The 17,178-nt window shown below is 56.0% G+C and carries 19 protein-coding genes; 7 read left to right on the forward strand and 12 right to left on the reverse strand.

What is annotated here, in order from left to right:
• Positions 1-85: 85 nt before the first annotated feature.
• The 6 genes from MUN81_RS22305 to MUN81_RS22330 form a co-directional block, all read right to left on the reverse strand.
• The gene (locus MUN81_RS22305) at positions 86-541 is read right to left on the reverse strand and encodes a DUF305 domain-containing protein (protein ID WP_065814192.1); all 456 of its coding nucleotides are present in this window, start codon (positions 539-541) and stop codon (positions 86-88) included.
• Positions 542-670: 129 nt separating this feature from the next.
• Positions 671-1,450, reverse strand: coding sequence for a LytTR family DNA-binding domain-containing protein (locus tag MUN81_RS22310; protein WP_044518450.1), 780 nt, complete (start codon positions 1,448-1,450; stop codon positions 671-673).
• On the reverse strand, positions 1,447-2,559 hold the full coding sequence (locus tag MUN81_RS22315) for a histidine kinase (protein ID WP_082017271.1): 1,113 nt from the start codon (positions 2,557-2,559) through the stop codon (positions 1,447-1,449). The genes MUN81_RS22310 and MUN81_RS22315 overlap by 4 nt, the downstream gene beginning before the upstream one ends.
• Before the next feature lie 5 nt (positions 2,560-2,564).
• The gene (locus tag MUN81_RS22320; protein WP_245117481.1) at positions 2,565-3,116 is read right to left on the reverse strand and encodes a DUF4158 domain-containing protein; all 552 of its coding nucleotides are present in this window, start codon (positions 3,114-3,116) and stop codon (positions 2,565-2,567) included.
• Between the two features lie 72 nt (positions 3,117-3,188).
• Positions 3,189-3,488, reverse strand: coding sequence for a hypothetical protein (locus tag MUN81_RS22325; protein WP_245117483.1), 300 nt, complete (start codon positions 3,486-3,488; stop codon positions 3,189-3,191).
• 43 nt (positions 3,489-3,531) lie between these two features.
• Complete coding sequence (locus tag MUN81_RS22330; RefSeq protein ID WP_245117484.1) at positions 3,532-3,789, reverse strand: XRE family transcriptional regulator; 258 nt, start codon at positions 3,787-3,789, stop codon at positions 3,532-3,534.
• A 194-nt stretch (positions 3,790-3,983) separates the two neighbouring features.
• On the opposite strand from MUN81_RS22330, the gene MUN81_RS22335 reads away from it, so the two are divergent.
• The 4 genes from MUN81_RS22335 (at position 3,984) to MUN81_RS22350 (ending at position 6,402) form a co-directional block, all read left to right on the forward strand.
• Positions 3,984-4,463 carry a hypothetical protein gene (locus MUN81_RS22335; RefSeq protein ID WP_245117485.1) on the forward strand — a complete coding sequence of 160 codons (480 nt, stop codon included), beginning with the start codon at positions 3,984-3,986 and terminating at the stop codon, positions 4,461-4,463.
• Positions 4,464-4,533: 70 nt separating this feature from the next.
• Positions 4,534-4,968, forward strand: a complete 435-nt coding sequence (locus MUN81_RS22340; RefSeq protein ID WP_245117489.1) for a RepB family plasmid replication initiator protein — start codon at positions 4,534-4,536, stop codon at positions 4,966-4,968.
• A gap of 74 nt (positions 4,969-5,042) precedes the next feature.
• On the forward strand, positions 5,043-5,780 hold the full coding sequence (locus MUN81_RS22345) for a hypothetical protein (RefSeq protein WP_245117490.1): 738 nt from the start codon (positions 5,043-5,045) through the stop codon (positions 5,778-5,780).
• Positions 5,781-5,970: 190 nt separating this feature from the next.
• Positions 5,971-6,402, forward strand: a complete 432-nt coding sequence (locus MUN81_RS22350; RefSeq protein ID WP_245117492.1) for a replication initiation protein — start codon at positions 5,971-5,973, stop codon at positions 6,400-6,402.
• A 429-nt stretch (positions 6,403-6,831) separates the two neighbouring features.
• Here the strand turns inward: MUN81_RS22350 and MUN81_RS22355 are convergent, their stop codons facing one another.
• Together MUN81_RS22355 and MUN81_RS22360 are read right to left on the reverse strand one after the other, a co-directional pair.
• Positions 6,832-9,015 (reverse strand): tyrosine-type recombinase/integrase, encoded by a 2,184-nt coding sequence (locus tag MUN81_RS22355; protein WP_245117494.1) that lies wholly within the window; start codon positions 9,013-9,015, stop codon positions 6,832-6,834.
• A gap of 95 nt (positions 9,016-9,110) precedes the next feature.
• Positions 9,111-10,166 carry a site-specific integrase gene (locus tag MUN81_RS22360; protein ID WP_245117495.1) on the reverse strand — a complete coding sequence of 352 codons (1,056 nt, stop codon included), beginning with the start codon at positions 10,164-10,166 and terminating at the stop codon, positions 9,111-9,113.
• A gap of 1,120 nt (positions 10,167-11,286) precedes the next feature.
• On the opposite strand from MUN81_RS22360, the gene MUN81_RS22365 reads away from it, so the two are divergent.
• Together MUN81_RS22365 and MUN81_RS22370 are read left to right on the forward strand one after the other, a co-directional pair.
• On the forward strand, positions 11,287-12,150 hold the full coding sequence (locus MUN81_RS22365) for a hypothetical protein (RefSeq protein WP_245117497.1): 864 nt from the start codon (positions 11,287-11,289) through the stop codon (positions 12,148-12,150).
• 19 nt (positions 12,151-12,169) lie between these two features.
• On the forward strand, positions 12,170-12,553 hold the full coding sequence (locus tag MUN81_RS22370) for a hypothetical protein (protein WP_245117498.1): 384 nt from the start codon (positions 12,170-12,172) through the stop codon (positions 12,551-12,553).
• A gap of 482 nt (positions 12,554-13,035) precedes the next feature.
• Here MUN81_RS22370 and MUN81_RS22375 read toward each other — a convergent pair whose 3' ends face one another.
• Positions 13,036-13,320: a hypothetical protein gene (locus MUN81_RS22375; RefSeq protein ID WP_245117499.1), complete on the reverse strand. Its 285-nt coding sequence runs from the start codon at positions 13,318-13,320 to the stop codon at positions 13,036-13,038.
• Positions 13,321-13,484: 164 nt separating this feature from the next.
• Positions 13,485-14,153, reverse strand: a complete 669-nt coding sequence (locus tag MUN81_RS22380; RefSeq protein ID WP_245117501.1) for an AAA family ATPase — start codon at positions 14,151-14,153, stop codon at positions 13,485-13,487.
• An 897-nt stretch (positions 14,154-15,050) separates the two neighbouring features.
• On the opposite strand from MUN81_RS22380, the gene MUN81_RS22385 reads away from it, so the two are divergent.
• A complete protein-coding gene (locus MUN81_RS22385; protein WP_245117502.1) occupies positions 15,051-15,992 on the forward strand; it encodes a replication initiation protein in 942 nt (313 codons plus the stop codon).
• A 457-nt stretch (positions 15,993-16,449) separates the two neighbouring features.
• Here the strand turns inward: MUN81_RS22385 and MUN81_RS22390 are convergent, their stop codons facing one another.
• Both MUN81_RS22390 and MUN81_RS22395 read right to left on the reverse strand, forming a co-directional pair.
• Positions 16,450-16,800 (reverse strand): helix-turn-helix domain-containing protein, encoded by a 351-nt coding sequence (locus MUN81_RS22390; RefSeq protein ID WP_245117504.1) that lies wholly within the window; start codon positions 16,798-16,800, stop codon positions 16,450-16,452.
• A 51-nt stretch (positions 16,801-16,851) separates the two neighbouring features.
• Positions 16,852-17,163: a type II toxin-antitoxin system HigB family toxin gene (locus MUN81_RS22395; protein ID WP_245117505.1), complete on the reverse strand. Its 312-nt coding sequence runs from the start codon at positions 17,161-17,163 to the stop codon at positions 16,852-16,854.
• Positions 17,164-17,178: the final 15 nt, after the last annotated feature.

Raw genomic sequence — 17,178 nt, forward strand, 5'->3', positions numbered from 1 at the left:
ACCTCTTTACTAATCAACACTTCTTCAACGAAGCGGTAGCGATGCTGCGACAAGCTCAGCATGACGGTTTAAACGGAATTAGGTACTATTTGCCAGGATTCTGCGTGCCCACGGGGTGCTGTTTCAGCCAGGCAGCCATCTGCTGAATCTCGACCTGCTGCTCGGCGATGATGCTTTGGGCCAGGCGGCGCAGGGCGGGGTCCTTGCCGTACAGCAACTGCAGACGGGCCATGTCCACGGCCCCCTGGTGGTGGGGCAGCATCATGGCCGCGAAGCTGGCGTCGATGTCGTCGGGGCGGGCCCCCTCCATGCGGCGCATGCCCTCGTCCATCACCACCATCACCGAATCCATGCCGTGCTGGAAGGCGGCGACCGGGGTGCCGGGCGCGGCTGTGTGGTCCATCTTCAGGCCGGTCATGCCCGTCATGGAGTGGGTCGTGCCCGGCATTGATGTAGTACCAGCCGGGGTATGGTGTTGGGCGCGGGCCGTCGCGACTCCGCCGAAGGTGAAGGCCAGCAAAAAGAGGAAGGGTTTGGTCATGTCGTGCGCTGTTGCCGTCCCATGAGTGGGGGGCTGGTGCACTAACGGGCAACTTCCAAAAATGAACGCCCGACACGGGCCAACTGGACCTATCCCGGGGTGAACTGGCCTTCCAGGTTCCGGGCCGGCTCAGGCAAATCGCTTGAGCAGCTGCTGTACGCCGGCGCTGTAGCTGCGCGAGGAGGTGACGTGCTGGCCGTTGGCCATGCGAAACAGGTACTCGCCGTGCGACCAGTGCCTGAAGTCCACGATGTGGGCCGGGTTGACGATGCACGAGCGGTGGATGCGCAGGAACACGGCCGGGTCGAGCCGCTCGGCCAGCTGGCCCAGGGCCGTGCGCAGCGGGTAGTGCCGGCCGGCCGCGTGTAGCTGCACGCCGTTGCCGCTGGCCTCGAAGTAGCACACCTCGGCGGCCGGCACGAAGAAGCTGCGCTCCGGCAGCTTCACCAGGAACTGGTCCTGGTAGTCAGCTGCCGGGGCGGTCCAGCTGTGCAGCAGGGCCTCCAGCTCGGGGACGCGGGCCTGGTACTGGCGCAGGCGTAGCTGCTGCTGCACCCGGCGTACGCAGTCGGCAAACCGGTCGGGGTCCAGCGGTTTGAGCAGGTAATCGACAGCGTGGAGCGCGAAGGCCTGCACCGCGTACTGGTCGTAGGCCGTCACGAACACCACCAGCGGGAGCGGCTGGCCGGCTTCCCGCAGCCGGCCCAGCACCTGCACGCCATCGAGGTCGGGCATTTGCACATCGAGAAAGACGACGTCGTACGCGCCGGTTTGCAGGGCGGCCAAGGCTTCGGTGCCGTTCGCGGCTTCGCCCGTCACGGTCAGCGCCGGAAAATCGGCCAGCAGCTCCCGCAGCAGGCTGCGCGCCAGCGGCTCGTCGTCGACCAGCAGCGTGCGGATGGGCCTCATGCGGATAGATGCGTAACCCCGGCCGCTGCCAGCCGGAACGGGATGGACAGGCGCAGGCAGTAGCCGCACGCCGGGGCCGACTCCACCGCCAGGGCGTAGTCTGGGCCGTAGAGCGTAGTCAGGCGGCTTTCCAGGTTGCGCAGGCCGATGCCCCGGGCGGCGGTATCGGCCGCGCCCTGGCCGTTGTCGTGCACTTGCAGCACGAGTCGGTCGCCCTGTTTTTCGGCCCGCACGGCCAGCTCGCCGGCCCCGGCGCGGGGCGCCAGGCCGTGGCGCACGGCGTTTTCCACCACCGGCTGCAGCAGCAGGGCAGGCAGCAGCGCGCCCTCGGTATCGGGGGCGATGTCGTAGCGCACGGCTAGCCGGTCGGGGAAGCGGGTTTGCTCGATTTCGAGGTAGAGGCGCGTGAGGCGCAGCTCCTGTTCCAGGGTCACCTCCTGCTCGTCGGTGCCTTCCAGCACCAGCCGCAGAAACTGGCTGAGCTGGGCCAACATGCGCCGGGCGGCCTTCACGTCCTGGGTCATCAGGGCTGAGACGGCGTTCATCGAGTTGAAGAGAAAGTGCGGCTGAAGCTGCATTTTCAGGGCCTGCAGCTGGGCCTGCACCAGCTGGGTTTCGAGCTGGGCGGCCCGCACCCGGCCTTCGCGGTACCGCTCGCGGTACTGCACGGCGTAGGCGATGCACAGCAGCATCCAGTAGATGGGCACCCAGTTGTTGGCATTGGCCACAACGGTATGCAGGGAGAAGCCGCCCGGCGTGGCCCCGCTGCCGTGCATCACGGCGGCGTAGCCCAGGCGGTACACCAGGGTCAGGACGTAGCTAGCCGCCGCGTGGGCCAGCAGGTGCCAGAGGCGGTGCCGGCGTTCGGTGAGGTTGAAGCGGGCCGCCAGGGCGAACACCACTGGCGTGAGCAGGCCCCAAATCAGGCCGTGCAACAGCCGCCCGCCCAGGGCCTCGCGCCAGTCAGTGGGCGTGCCGGCCGAGAGGTTCTGCACAAAAATCAGCAGCACCATGAACCCGCTGAACAGCAGCCACGCCAGGGCAATGGTGGAGCCGCTCACCAGGGGCGGAGATAGTTGCCGTTCCAGGGGCCGTGCGGTCGTACTCATGCGCTTTAAAGGTAGCGAAACCCGCCGCCGCCGCGCTGGCCTGGCCTCCAGGATGGCCTTTTTAGCGGGTCAACGGGCCTTCGGGTCAGCATCGGAGAAAATGATTTCAGCCAAAGCAGGCAGGACAGTGCCTGAATAGATACGGAAAAAGGCGGTCCTAATAGGCGGGCGAAATGCGTCACTTGCTGGCGCACGGCGGCTTCGACCTGCTCGAAGGGCGGAATCCCGAATTGCTGCAGAATCTGCTGCTGGTGGTTAAAGCGGGTGACCTTGCCGTAGCGCGTCCACTCCACCGCTCCCAAGTGGTAACGCTGCTGCACGTACGCCTGGTCAGTCGCCAGGAACCGGTCCACGGGAAAGAAGCACCCCGTCGTCTTGAAGTAGCCGACCTGCAGTACGAAGCCGCCCCGGCTGTGCGGGGCCAGCAGCGTAGCCAGAGACCGGGTGGCCCAGTCGGGCAACGCAAAGAAGAGCTGCCGCTGGGGCGGATTGAAAACAGGGGGCTGGTCGAAGGCACGGCGCTGGGTCGCGTCGAGTAAAAACAAGTAGCGGGCCATGGAGCAGGAAGGAAATCCTAAAAATAGCCAGCTGGCTTGTTCACTAAAACGAAGGTTACCCTTTATAAGTACTTACGCCACCGTAAAGTGGTCATCCACGCCCACCGAAAGCCAGCCGCTGCCAAGGCCGCCGATTAACTTTTGTACCAAACTTTTAACCAAGGCCATAAATACGCCGACGCCATCGCCATCGACAACATGGTGCCAGATGGCTACCGCTACGTGAGTCGAGACGGGATACTGCTTTCGGGGCTCGGACCACTGGAACTCTTCACCGAGTCGGGCAATCCGCAGTTGCTCACGCGCTGTGCCGTCTGATACGGGGCCGAAGCGCGGTCCGAGTGGTACCGCCGCGGCGGCAAATAGCTTCACGGTGAGCAGACAAAGCTCAGTGGATGCCCACTGCCGTTCTCAGTTATATCGCATCCGCCGACGCAACCGCTTGGTGCGCCGGCATATCGGCAAAAAAGTCCGCCAGACTTATCTGGTGGATATCCAGCAACCGCAACAAGCTTTTCAGGGTGAGGTTGCTGCCTTTTTCGTGGCGACCGTACCCGACGCGGGGCAATTCGTGGTCGAACGCAAACGCTTCATACGAAGAATAGCCTTTATCCAACCGCAGTTGCTTCAGCTTCTGGGCAATCTGTTTTAGGCGCGGGTCAGCAGCTACCATTAGCACGGGTCTCGGAAAAGCCGAAATGTGCGATACCCGTTTAATATAAGTTACCTAACGTAATAAACACCGTTAATTAAACATAATATATTATGTTTGTGAACGGCCAGTCCGAGGTTCTTCTGGCCTCGCTTTCGCTTTGCTCTTGCTTTAGCTTCCTCGCCGGCCCGTGCTCCCCATTACTGATTCGCCGTATGCCCCCCCCGCCCCGTCGGCTTCCTTTCTCGACTCCTTTTGTGTTGCGCCTGGCCTACGAACAGGCCGATTTTAAGATGGTGCGCACGCACTGGAATAAAAATTTCGTGCGCAAATTTCCGCCCGGCGAGCCCGTGCACTTCCTTATGGCCCGGGTGCTGCACCAAATCCGCACCGATGGCTACGTGATTCGCGACCATTACGTCTTCCCCTTGGAGGAGGTCACCACGCCGGGTGAAAACACGCCGGATGAGCAAATTTACTGCGCGCTGCACCAGCTGGACGCGGTGAGGTTTTCGTTCGAGATGGCCGCCCTTAAGCAATACTACGTGCACCGGCTGCTCGACGACACCCAGGAACGCCGGATTGGGTGCGTGGAGGGCCTGGTTACCATGCTATTCAATCCCGAGCTACACAACTACCTGCTTAACGTGGCCCAGCTCGACGAGATGTTGCCCGCATCGGGGCCGTTGTCTTAACCAGCCGACCCAAACATGGCACCCGGTTGCCGCCATAACTGGCCGACGCACTTAATAGCCCGTTTTCCCCATGCCCGCTAAAAAAGCCATTACCCTCAATGCCGAGCCCCCGGCGCTTCCGAGCGACTTGTTCATTGGCTGCTCATTAGACTTCGAGCAGGTGGAGGCCCGCCTCTTCACCGTTGCCTTGGGTCAACTGACCAACAATTCCCAACGGCTTGCTTTTCAGCTGAGCTTCGGGGACGTTCTGCCGGACGGGAACGTGGATGACCAGTTCAACCGGCTGGATAAGGCCCAGAAGCGTCTCATGCAGCCCTTGAAATACGAGGGCCTGCGGCTAGGCAAGCGCTTTAGCCACCGCATTCCCCTGTTCACTGAGATGAACATCGACCAGGACACCGGGCTGGTGACCGGCGTGTTCAACGACTACCTGAGAGAACAGTTGCTGGACCTGGCCGCCGGGTACGCCCCCGCCCAGTTGGAGTCGCTGTTCCTGCGCCGCTAGGTTCACCATCCTTGCTTGCACGCCTGAGTCGGGGGCGCGCAAGATTTACCGTTTCGCGTTTCCTCCTTTATCTTATGAGTTCAGCCCATATTGGCGAGCGCCTCGCCCAACTCCGGGCGATGCTGGCGGCCGAGTCCCTGGTACCCAACGATTGGCCGCCGGCCCTGCTGGCCCGCAAGGCCGGAGTCTCGCGCGCGGCTTACATCCGGCTCGAGAGCACGGGCCGCGGGAGCACGGACGTCCTGACGGCAGTGCTGCACTTTTACCAAAGCATGGGCTTTAACTTGGCCTGGGTACTAACCCCGGATAACGCGGATATTCCCGTGGAAGGGTTCCGCGATATATTCCAGGACGAAAAGCTGCCCCGAGCCAGAGAGCCGCTGACCAACTTACACCGGCTCCTGCAGCCGGTAATGGCCGGACTGGACGCAAACCAGTCGCTCCCGCCCGATGCGCTGCGCCAGTTGCTGACGCAGGTCCGCCAGGGAGTCCTCCACGCCCTGAACCATTTGCTGCCTCCCCGGCGGCTGGTGCTGAGCGAAGCGGACTTGCGCGCGTTTCAGCGGCAATTGCCTCCGGTATGCGCCCAGTCGGCAGGTTGGCGCTCGGCGTCGCTCTACACGGTGCCCTACCACTACTACGAAGCGGGCGAGTCGCTGCCCCGCTGTGGCGACCCTGTTTCCTACCTGGCGTATGACCCGGGCCCGGGAGACGTTTCCAATAGCAGCAAATGCGGTGCCTGTCAGCGCTTGCTAAGTACGGCTTCTCCCGCTTTTGCGCCACTGGACACCTCCGTGGCCGCGCCGCTTTAGCCCACTGCCCCGGCCGCGTGGCCTCCACGGACTTTCGCTAACGCTCGCCCGGCCGGCCCGATGCCCGGCGCTGACTTCCCCTCGTCTCTGGGCCGGCCTTGTGGGGCTGCAACCGGGCGTTCCCCGCGGGCTCGAAAGCCGAAACCCAAGCGCACGAGTTTATTGAACCACCCATCTTCCCGTTGCTGCCATGGACGCGGTTACCCCCAACGACCCGGAGGTTGATATTCTGAGCAAATTGTTTGTTCGCTCCCCGCAGGCTTTCAGCCCAGAGGAAGCCCGCCTCTTTGCCCTGGCCCTGAACAGCCTGGCCCGGAACGCGCAACAAGCGACTTTCCAGCTGGCATTCAGCGACATCATCCCGGGCGGGAACGAGGATGGGAAGCAGTACTCGAAGCTGGTGGTGGCCACTAAGCGGCTCATGCAGGCCGTTCGGTTCACCACCTTCCAACAAGGGAACAGTTGCAGTGAATACTTGCTGTTGTTTTCCACCCTGGGGATGAACACGGACACCGGGCTGATAACGGGCAAGTTCAACCCCGACCTGAAAGCGCATCTGCTGGACTTGGGCGAAAGGTTTACCACCGCCGACCTGGAATCGTTGCTCATGCGGCGCCAATAGGCCCTTTGCGGGTAGCTCCTATAAATGCGCTCCGCTACCCACCCTTCCCAATCCGGCTTGAGCATATGTCTGCTTGCGCGACGTCGGCTTATGCCAGCGCAGGTGCCTGAAAGAAGTCAACCACGCGTTGTTAAGTAGGCTTGACGGCACCGGCAGCCGGGCTGCCAGCGCCCGTATGCCAGCGTAGGGCAAGCCCTAAAGCCAATCTGGCCTATCGCGACACGCACCGTCCCAAAGTGGGCCCTCCCTTCGGCGGGGCGCTGCCGGCGCAGCCACGCGGCCGGATAAGCTTCTTCTTTTCAGATGAGGTAGGTTGCACGTTCCGCTCTTTCTGGCCGTCACGATAGCAAAGCGATGCATTCTTTTCCGGGCCACTATTACCCTGCTTTTGTCATCCACTCGGCCTAGAGCTTTTCTCCGCTAGGAATATTAACCCGGGTGGCTTTCTTCGTCACGCCGGATGATAGCTTCCATCTTTTCATTCAATGCAATAGCTTCTTCAATGGCCTGACGAACTTCTTTCGACAGGGGTAGATGGTGCAGCATGCGCACAAACTGACTTTTTACTTCATGTGCTTGGCTCAAAAGCGATGTTTTGGGCCTGTAAAACGAGCAATTCGTGCATGGCCTTAGCTGTTTGCAGTCGTCGAAGAAAGCATACGTGCAGAAGCCGTGACCGAGGTCGACAGAGTGTGCCGACTTGCTTTCGGCTGGCAACTTAACCCCATCCATAGCAGGTTTTTTTAACTGCTCAAGCTGACGTTTGTCCACACTAATGTGATTCGCCGCAGCGTAGGCTGCCTCAAGCTTGCGAATATTTATTCCAAGGTACCAGCGGAGTGATTCTTCGGAGAGTTGTCCAAGCCAATCCTGCAAGTCGGAGTCACTCATTGGCGTTGGCGCATTACTCAATAGGAAGGCAAGGGTATGTCGAGCCCGGTGGCTGTTGAATTTTCCCAAGGCGTCTTCGTTGCGAACGCCGGCCTTTCGGCACAACATCGGAATAATTATTTTATTCAAACTTCTGGGTCCTACTTGTTTCCCCTTCCAGACAAATAGAAAGTCGACTGCTTCAGCTGTTTTGTAATCCCAATGTTTGGGAACAGCGGGACGAATTTTCTCCCAATTCTTGATAGCCTCTCCCACCACACCAGGAATTGGCTTTGTAAAACCAGAACCTGACTTGCCCACGGGCACGGTCAAATCGCAGATGGTGGGGGGTGACGAGGAATTGTGCTTGTTTTCTTCCCCTAGTGCAGGTCGTATGCACCCTACTTGCAGCCGACGGATTTCATCAGAGCGTAACCCGGTAAAGAGCCAAGCAAGCGCCATCGCGCGCACCATTGCCAGCGGATACGACCTGTAAGAAGTTGCGTTGTTTCGCTTGACCATTGCTAAATTAGAAATTGGCAAGTCTTCTTGCGTGAGCGACAATCCGGCTTCCTCCAATCTGGTCCATTCGGCCAGAGCAATCGGCCGGGGCTTTCGCATCCGATTACGCAAAACGGAGTTGGGGCTAGCCAAGTCGTCGTCCGGGTCGAAGGGCAAAGAAAACCAATCCCATTTGCGACAGTCTTTGAAAAACGTCCGCAGGGCAAACAGCAACCGGCCCTGATAAGAAGCAATTAGCGGCTTGCCCCATTTGGGGGTTGGAATGGCTGTCGGATGAAGCGATTGTCCCACTTTCATTCTTGTCACAGCCGCTACATAGGCAACAGCCATGCTTTTGGTCCATTGCTGAGGACCTGCCGCGTTGGGATACTTTTCAGCAGACCACCTTGCCGCTTTGGCAACCAAACTTTGTATTTGACTACGAATGACCGCCGATTTAGGCGAAGTGTCATGCCATGCCCGAAGCCATTTTATCCAATCATCGGATAAAGTGTCGTCTATTCCGGTTACCCATCTCTTCCTCGTATGAGGAGTGGGCAAACAATTTGGTACTGCTTTCAGATTATATAACAATTCTGAAATTAAAATGTAATCTCTTTTAATATGTTTTTTACTCGAATTCGTTTCGTATAGCTTCTCTAAAGCAGGTAGAGTGAGCTTTTTCACCTCTGGGCTTCGATTGGCTAGCAGTGCGTAGCAGGTGGCCGTGCGCACCAGCCGGGATACGCCCCCTCCGATTCGGACATTCTCGGTCGTAAGGACCTTCAGTGCTTTCTCAACTGCGACTCCTCCAAAAATATGCTGAGCGGAATTGTGCGCCTGATAACCAGCGACTAATTGATAAATGGGGATTTCACCCACTAGATACGCGCAGGCCAAAACGTACTGCCGGTAAGTAAGGCTTGAAATTTGATGGGCGTCTTCGAAAACACGGTGGGTGCTTTTGAACTCCTTGTTCGTGTGACCAACTATTTCTATCCAAGCGCTCTCGTCCCAAGCCCAAAGGCTTGTTTGCCGTCGATGCATCTCGTGCAGCAGCAAGGAAATGCACGCTCGCCGGCTGCCTTCATCTACTTTCCCTGTCGGAATTCCCCAGTGCAGCAGGGCGGCCTCAATGGGCTGAACAAGCCGATTCAGCGGCTGCTTAATTACCTTTTTGAGTGCGTTGCCGCTCTCCCAGGGGCCTTGCGTTTGCGCGAAGTTCAGCGCAACCTTCTCCAACGGACTTAAGCTAAATCTCCTGTTTGACGGTGGAAGGACAAAGGGCCAAGTTCGAACAGAATTCTTGTTTCTGTCCGTGCGTGATTCGCCCTTGCTCATAGCAGAGAGGTTTTCATCGTCTCCTGCCGCTGGTCCAGAATCGAATTCAGCGTTTGCCGATACCGTTCGGTTAACTCACGTCCGCTCAGATGGATGTAGCGCATCGTCGTGGCGACGCTCCGGTGCCCCGCAAAGGCCGCAATTATAGGCAGTTCCCAGTTGGCCTTGGCTAAATCGGTTAAGCGCAAATGCCGCAGCGTGTGCGTCGTCAGCATCGGCAAGCCGGCTCGTTTTCCCAAAGCCTGTACGGTCTTGGACCAACTCCAAATCGTGAGGGGTTGCCGCGGGTTACGCCGGGACTCCGACAAGAAAAGCGGGCCCGTCGGTTGGCCCAAGCTCTGGCGATGCTCCAGATAAGCCGCGAACAGTTCGGCCGTTACATCGGAATAAGGGACTTCCCGTGCGACACCCGTTTTAGTGGTTTCCGGCCGCAACTTGATTAATTGGCTGGAAGGGTCTATATCGCGAATTTGCAGGGCGCACAACTCCGCCCGGCGGAGGCCTGCGTCGTACGCCAACGCCAGCATGAACCGGTTCCGAATGCATTCGGATGATGCCGCGTCCAGAATCGCCTGCCACTGCCGTGCATTCGGAAGCCAGAATTCCTTTTCCAGGCGGGCAACCCAGCCGCGCCGCGCCTTACTGTACCTTTTCCCCCATCCGTATACCCCTTCTTCAACGGGATTCGTCGCCAGTACTTCTGTTCCCTTCAGGTATTTGTAATAAAGCCGGACGGTGGTTAGCCTCAACCGCACGGTGGCATTAGCAAATCCTTCGTGTGTGGTGCTTCTCACGTAACCAACACGCTTACCCGGCAGAGCATGCGTCGTGGATTTGGAGCGCTCGGAGAGGTCTCTAACGTAAGCCACGACCTCGGCACGCTTGGCACTGGCAGGGGTGATGGCGTGAATCGCACAATACCGAAAGTAGTCCACCAACGCGTACCCATAGGCACTAACCGTATTTGCTGGTCGAAGAGATTCTTGCTCGGTGAGCCATTCACCCGCGTGGGGCTGCTCAAAAAGGGTGGGAAATCGATGTTGAAGGCTCATATGAGACGGACAAGAGAGGGGGAAAGTGAGAATTCGTGGTCATTTCAGCAGAATGATTCTATCGGCTTACGCCATGGCAGTATCGGTCTCCGTTGTATTTAATGGTTAGAATGGTGTATGTTTTAATAAGCGATTATGGTGGGGGCATCCTTCAATCGAAGAATGGCGGCTTAGGCGCACAGCGCACAAACGCCATTGCGCGGGCCGGGCGGTAAGACCCTGTCGGAGTCCGTCCTTTCCCGCTGTTTCCCAAGCCACCTCCTGCACGCATGCGGCAAGGTGGTTGCATCGAGCTAAGCGCTGCTACATGAGATTGACCATAGACAGCCAGCGCAATGCAAGAGGCCGCTGGCTCATGCGTCAAGCGAGCGAGGAGTCGTTCTCTGGAAGCCTGGTGTCGCTCGCCAGTTGCCCAGTTGAGGATGCCAGAACATTTTAGGTAACTTCTTTCTGCTAATCAAGGCCATAAAAGGCAATCAAAAATTGCACTATACTATTTGGGTGTCTCAAAATTATAGTCAAGTTATGACTTCGCAAAATGCTGACTTTCAACGTTTGTGCGTATATAGATACAACCAAACGAAAAACGACCCATAATTGTACTTATATAGACACAAGCACAATCTTCAAAATGTATTAAACTTGATTCCGACGTTTGAACGCCAGCCGGTATCCAATGCCATTGCCGCCTGTTAGCCAGCAGCATATCAACCGGCATGGGAGTTTGATTTCTTCCACAGTACCCTTATATGCCCCGTCTCACTTCAATATGGATTACCTCCTGGCCTTCCATTGGGAGTAGAATGCAAACGCGCACAATTAGCTTTTAGATATAAATTTTAGCACTCGTTAGATTCCACATAATATGGGTTATGTGGAATATGACGAGTGCTAGCAGACAATTGTGGTTATAGACACCACGTAATTATCATATTACTCGTGGATGGAGTGCCGCCATTCTGCACTGGATTCAGCGATGTAGTAGATGACTCCAAAAAAATTTAGTCGGCCCAGGGAACAGCTGCCGTCGAATCGTTCGGCTTTGGGCTCGGTTCGATTTTGAGTCAGCATCCGCCGGGAATATCAAGTACCTTATCTTGCCTGCGCTAGCCTTTCCGTTATGTACCCCACCGCTTCCGCCGACCCCGGCCAGCCCACTCCCCTCAGCGACCCAGCTCAACTGCCCGCGCTGCTCCAGCAGCTCGTCGCAGACCTGGCCGACCCGCCCATTGCCTACCTGCTCGGGGGCCACAGCTACGACCGCACGAATCATCCGCGCCGCCGGCACTTTCCCGCCGTGTTTGCCCTGCGGCAGGGCGAGGTAGCTAACATGGAAGTCGGACCGGATTTCGTGGCCTTCGACACGGAATTGGTTCTTTACCCCGAGCGGGGCGAACCGCATTACCCGGACCCGTGGGCTGACCGGTTCCGTGCCACCGTGCCTTTCGACCAGCTGTATCAGCTCTGTCGCAAGGAACTCACCCCTGCCGAGCAAACAGCCGACGAAGTCAATTACGGCCCCGACACCATTGTTTACTATAATGCAGCGGTCCATCAGCGCCACCCCTCCCCCACCGACATCAACCGGGCCTATGCGGCGGCTCCCCCTTCCGACGAACACCCGCTGGTATCGGTGCTGACGGCGGTGGAGGCGGGCCTGGCGGACCCCGCCAATCACTACCTGATTAATACGACCTCGTTCGAGAGTCCGGATGGCCCCGTGCTGCTGGGCATGCTCCACCTGCAGGCCCACACCACCCAAGACCTGGTCATTGGAGCAGACGGCTTCACCTGTTCGGTGCACCTGGACCCGGGCGACCAGCGCGCATGGACAACCGTGCGCGTTGACTTCGCCTACGTCTGGCAAGTGCTGCTCAGCGATAGTCCCCAGGTGGACATGGACGAAATCGAAGAGGCCGGGGGCCTGCTCTACGACGCCCCCGAAGTACTGAGCGCCTATGCTCGACAGGGAAGGACAGCTTAACCAATTTGCTCATTCCACGATGGAAGAATTGCTCCACCCCCGCCATCCGCTGGATAAACACCACCAAGCGCAGGTGGAATTTCTCGCGGCGTTGCCCGAAACGCAACGGCCCTATCACGCCCGGCTGTTTCGGTTGGGCAACGCCAGCTACCGCTACCAGCAACAGGCCGACGGGGCCGTGACCGAAGACGACTTCCGCCACTGGCTGGAAGGCTTACCTGAGAAAATGCGGGTAGCCATGGAGCGCGGTGGGTTCGAGGCCAGCCGGAACAGCCTGCCGCTACGGCGGCATGCACTTGAGCGCCGTGACCTGGGCTACGATGCGTTCTTGCAATCCATCCTTTCGCCTGAAGACTGGGCTTATCAGCAGGAATTAGCGCAGTCCCTAACCCCTAAGCCCTAATACTGCTAGAAATATCGCAGGTGGCCTCATAGCATCTCCGGGCAGAAGTTTCATTTTAAGAATACTGTCGCTTGATTAGAACGCTTTACCTGCTGGCCTGTGTGCAGAATGAGGCCTGCCGCCGGCGTATTGCATAGCTCTCCTTTCTTGCCGTGGGTGACCAGTTGGGAGCACTGGGGCTAATCGTCACCGCTTTGGCCCTGCAGAATACGTGCTGCTTACAACGGGCCGTGAGCAGCGGCATTGAATGTAACGGGAGCCCACGGCCGACGAACTCGCGTGCTATTCGCCTTTATTGCATGAGCCGTTAACATACTGAGGCGTTATGCCCTTGCGCTGCCCTATTTGGTAAGCGCTTATAGATGAAATTTATTGGAAGGGTTATGTCCTTACTATAGTTTGCGCCATCATCATAAGCCAAATGAAATCAAGGCGTTCACAATAAACCTACAACTTAATTAACAACTATAATTGGTTGTTAATTAAGTTGTAGGTTTTCTTTCCTGTTCAATTTTGCTTTTTACGGCTGCCACCACGAAATCATGAATGGAGATGCGGTCTCGCTTCGGGAGTGCCTGCTGGATTTCCCTGATTTGAGCCAACTCACTTTCGTAAATTTTGAACGTGAATGATTTGAGCTTATCCTCCTCCGGCTCCGGTGCTGACGCAATTGGTTCGGTTAAAACGGAGCCTCCTTTGTTAATCATCTCCTGCATTGACGTGGCTATTGCACGTACAGGGGGCAAACCGATTTTGGGCTTTTTCATACGTTGGCGCTGGTTTAATAACTTGCTGAATCAGTTCTTAAACGACAACTATTTTAACAACTGAATCAACAACTGATTTCGCATCAGATTTAATACTTTTTATAAGTTGTGAATCAGATTCTAGTTTCACAATTCATTCAACAACTGGTTTTAGTTGTTGAATGCTATTTAGAGCTTTGATTTACAATCGATGCCGCTTTTTGCACGCAGTTGCAGAGCTCATTTATTTCTGCCACTGCTTTGTCATCGGCTGGCTTCATTTCCAGTACCCCTAAGCCAGTAGCTGCTGCGTTGGCAAAGGAGATGCGATTCCCAACGGCAGCATCCAAAAACTGTAAGTACTCCGATTCGCGTAGCAGTTCGCCGACCTCTTCCTTGTACGTGCCGCGGGCATCGGCTTTGTTGATAAACGTCAGGCACCGCAGGCCGGGGTTGAACGGATGCACTTCCGCAATCAGGTTCTCCACCTTGCGCAGGGTCCATATATCGAGCGAGCGCGGAGCGAACGGCACCAGGTAGGCTTGGGAGATGGTCAGGGCCGACCGCTGGCTGACCGTGTCCCGCCCCCCCGTGTCGATGATGATGTCGTCATACTTCGTGGCCAGCCGGGCCACGCTCGCGTGCAGCTCCCGTCCCGTTAGCTTCACGGCCGTGTAGCCAATCTCCCCATCCAACGACTGGTGCCGGAACGAGGTGAAGTCCGTAGCTGATTCCTGGTCGTCGGCGTCTACCAGAATAACGTCGCGTCCCTGTTGCAACAGAAACACTGTTAGGTTGGTGGCAATAGTCGTTTTGCCACTGCCTCCTTTGATACCACCTACCGTGTAAATCATTGTTATGGATTTAAAACTAAAACCAGTTGTAATTTTAGTTGTAAAACTAGTTGCTAACTATTCACGGTACAAGCTGGGTCCGTGTGCTATGCTTAAAAAAGTAATTCTTCGGGGCGAATTGCTTACGGTAGGGGAGGGGCAGCATCAAAAATACAGCCAAGTACATAGTATTATTTTATTTTTATTATACTAACTTCTTTTCAGTACTTGGCTAGACCGTGCCAGATGTGAGTTTGAATTGGTGATTTCCCTAAGCAGCGTATTGGATTCTGTGTGCTGATTCGTTTCGGTGCTATCAGTATGAGGTGGTCTAGCGATATCTTTTCGTAAACTCTTAGTACCCGCCGAGGCTAAAAAACACTGCTACTGGGTGGCTTGCTGAAGCTCAAGCAGCACAAAGAGATTATAGACTGATAATCAGTATTTAATAGTATATAAACCCGTTATTTCCCGGTTCGGTTTGTGCTATCTAATACTTGGGGTTTGACTTATAAAAGGTTTCCTTTCAGAAGCTGTACCAAGGACCTAATGCTTATAAAAGGTTTCCTTTCAAGGCCTCGAAAGGGGTCAAGCACTTATAAAAGGTTTCCTTTCGGGCCCTACTTTTCCTCAGACGTTCCCCGGTCCCACCCTTTTAAAAGCTTTTGTTGGCACAACCAATCACAAGTTTGTGTATTTTCTTTTATTTGTTCTTATTTGAGAGCTCGCAAGTGCTTGATTGTAAGGTCTTACAGAGCCCGAAAGGGAACCTTTTATAAGCGAAAGGGAACCTTTTATAAGCCCAAAGGAAACATTTTATAAGCGTAGAGAAACCTTTTATAAGTCCAGAGGAAACGTTTTATAAGTGAAAGGAAACTACACTTAATAGTTTGTTTCCTTTTGTGCTACTTTCGTTGCATGACTAGCCTTGTTCCCCTGCCCACGGCCCTGGAGATTCGTCAGCATAACGCCATCACGACGGCGCGCTACGAAATGACTGCCTGCGAGATGGATATCGTCTTCTACCTGCTTTCCCTGCTTAAGAAAGAGGATAACATCGGCACTTTCTACCGGGTCAAGGTGACGGAACTCCAGCAACTAACGGGGCGCCAGTGGAACTACCAACAGTTCTTCGACGCCACCAGTGCCCTGCGTTCCCGTGAGTACATCATTAAGAACGAAAAGGAGCGCCGGACTCTGCAAGTAGGCTTGCTGGCCAGTGCCGAATACCTGCACGGGCAAGGGGTAATAGAGTTGGAGGTCTCGGAAAAAATGAGACCCTACTTGATTGACCTCAAGCGCAACTTTACCTCCTTCCGATTGCAGGCCGCCTTCAATTTGAGCAGCAAGTACGCTAAGCGGGTCTATCAAATGGCCAGTCAGTGGAAGGACAAACCATCCATTACTTATTCGCTGCACGACTTCAAAGTCATGCTCAACCTAAAAGACCCAGAGGGGAAGGAACCAGAGCAGTATTCCAAGGTGTCGATGCTGCAGCGCAAGGTACTTGACGTAGCCGTCCAGCAAATCAACCAGCACACCGATTTACAGCTACGCTACGAGTTGCTCAAAAAGGGACGAGCCTTTGAGTCCGTCCGCTTCTTCATCCAGGCCCAGTTGCCCGAGCAGTTGCCGCTGCCCTTTGAGCAACCTTTGGACGAGGCGCGAGAGCAGAAGGCCCGACAACACTTAAGGGATTTGGACATCAAAGACGCGGGGCTTGTCGGTCGGATTCTGAGTAACCAAGACTTAGTGAATGACCTGTTTGGGTTCGTCTACAAGCTGAAAACGGGCAAGATTAAGGCTACAACCAACGCCGGCGGCTTGTTTCTGAAAACGGCCGGGCTGTTGAAGAAATAGCCAACGAACCCCTGCGGTTTCTACATGAAGGCGGCAGGGCCCCAGAGACAAGCACCTGCGCCCAAGGAGCGCCAACGCAGCGGCTTTGTGCTATTTGCGTACTTGCACGAAGCGGTGCTGCCGACGAGTCTAATTGAGGTCGCGCAGGGGCAGGCTTATTCTTTCCTTGCGAACGTTACGAGCCCTTAACGAGCCCGTTGCCATGACCAGGCACAGCATTAAAAACCGTGCCTAGGTGCTTTGCAGGCACTTTTATTCCCCCGCTGCTATAAGAAGGCCAAGAGCGTGTGCGCGGGGTAATGTTCGTCGGGTTGCCAAGAGCAAGCCGGCTGCTGCGCTGGTTAATTTTCATCGAGCAACACACCGTCGAAAAGCCCGCCAATGTCCCGTAGCACGGCCCCAAAAGAGCAAAGCCCCGCTTGATGAGCGAGGCTTTCCTTTAGCTAACACGTCGCTGCTAGGCGTGCATCAGCACAAACTCGGCGGGAATTTGCAGCTTGGTGTACAAGCGCCGGCCCAAATCCATGTTCACGGCACGCTTGCCATTGAGCACTTCGCTCAAGCGACTGTTGGTGATACCCAGCAACTGCGCCAGCTCCTGCTTTTTCAGGCGGTGCTCAAACATGTAGCGCTCAATGCGGAAAACAAGCGAATCCGGCCGCACGGGCGCGTGGCCGTGGCTGTCTTCGTAGGCTTCGAGAGCATTGCCCAGCGCTTCCATTTCCGCCAGGTGAGCGGGGTTATCACTGTTTAGGGCTTCCAAGCGGCTCATACCAACCTGGTATTCTGCATCATTTTGGATAGTCATTTTGTACGGTCTTTTAAAGTTTTACAATTTTCTGCGAATCAGCTCATTGGCTCATAGATTCGCGATATCGGTAATACGGTCATACTCCGCGTGGGTACCGATGAAGCGGATAAAAATCTGGCCGGTGAAGTCCGGCAGCTTTGAGTAGTTAATCTTGACCACCAGGCGGTAGCGGTTGCGAAGCAGGTTAAAGACCCAACGGTTATTTCCAACGTGGGTGGCGCTCGGGTCAAACGCCTTTATCTCAGCAGCATTGGCCCAACTCGCGGCCTTCATATCATCGTAGAGTTCCCAAATAGCTGTTGCAACGTCTAGGTGTTCTATCGCATATTTTCTTAATTCTTGCTTAGTTAATACATTCATAATCTGTTAGTTAAT

The organism is Hymenobacter sp. 5317J-9 (genome assembly GCF_022921075.1).
In the GTDB taxonomy this organism is placed as follows: Bacteria; Bacteroidota; Bacteroidia; order Cytophagales; family Hymenobacteraceae; genus Hymenobacter.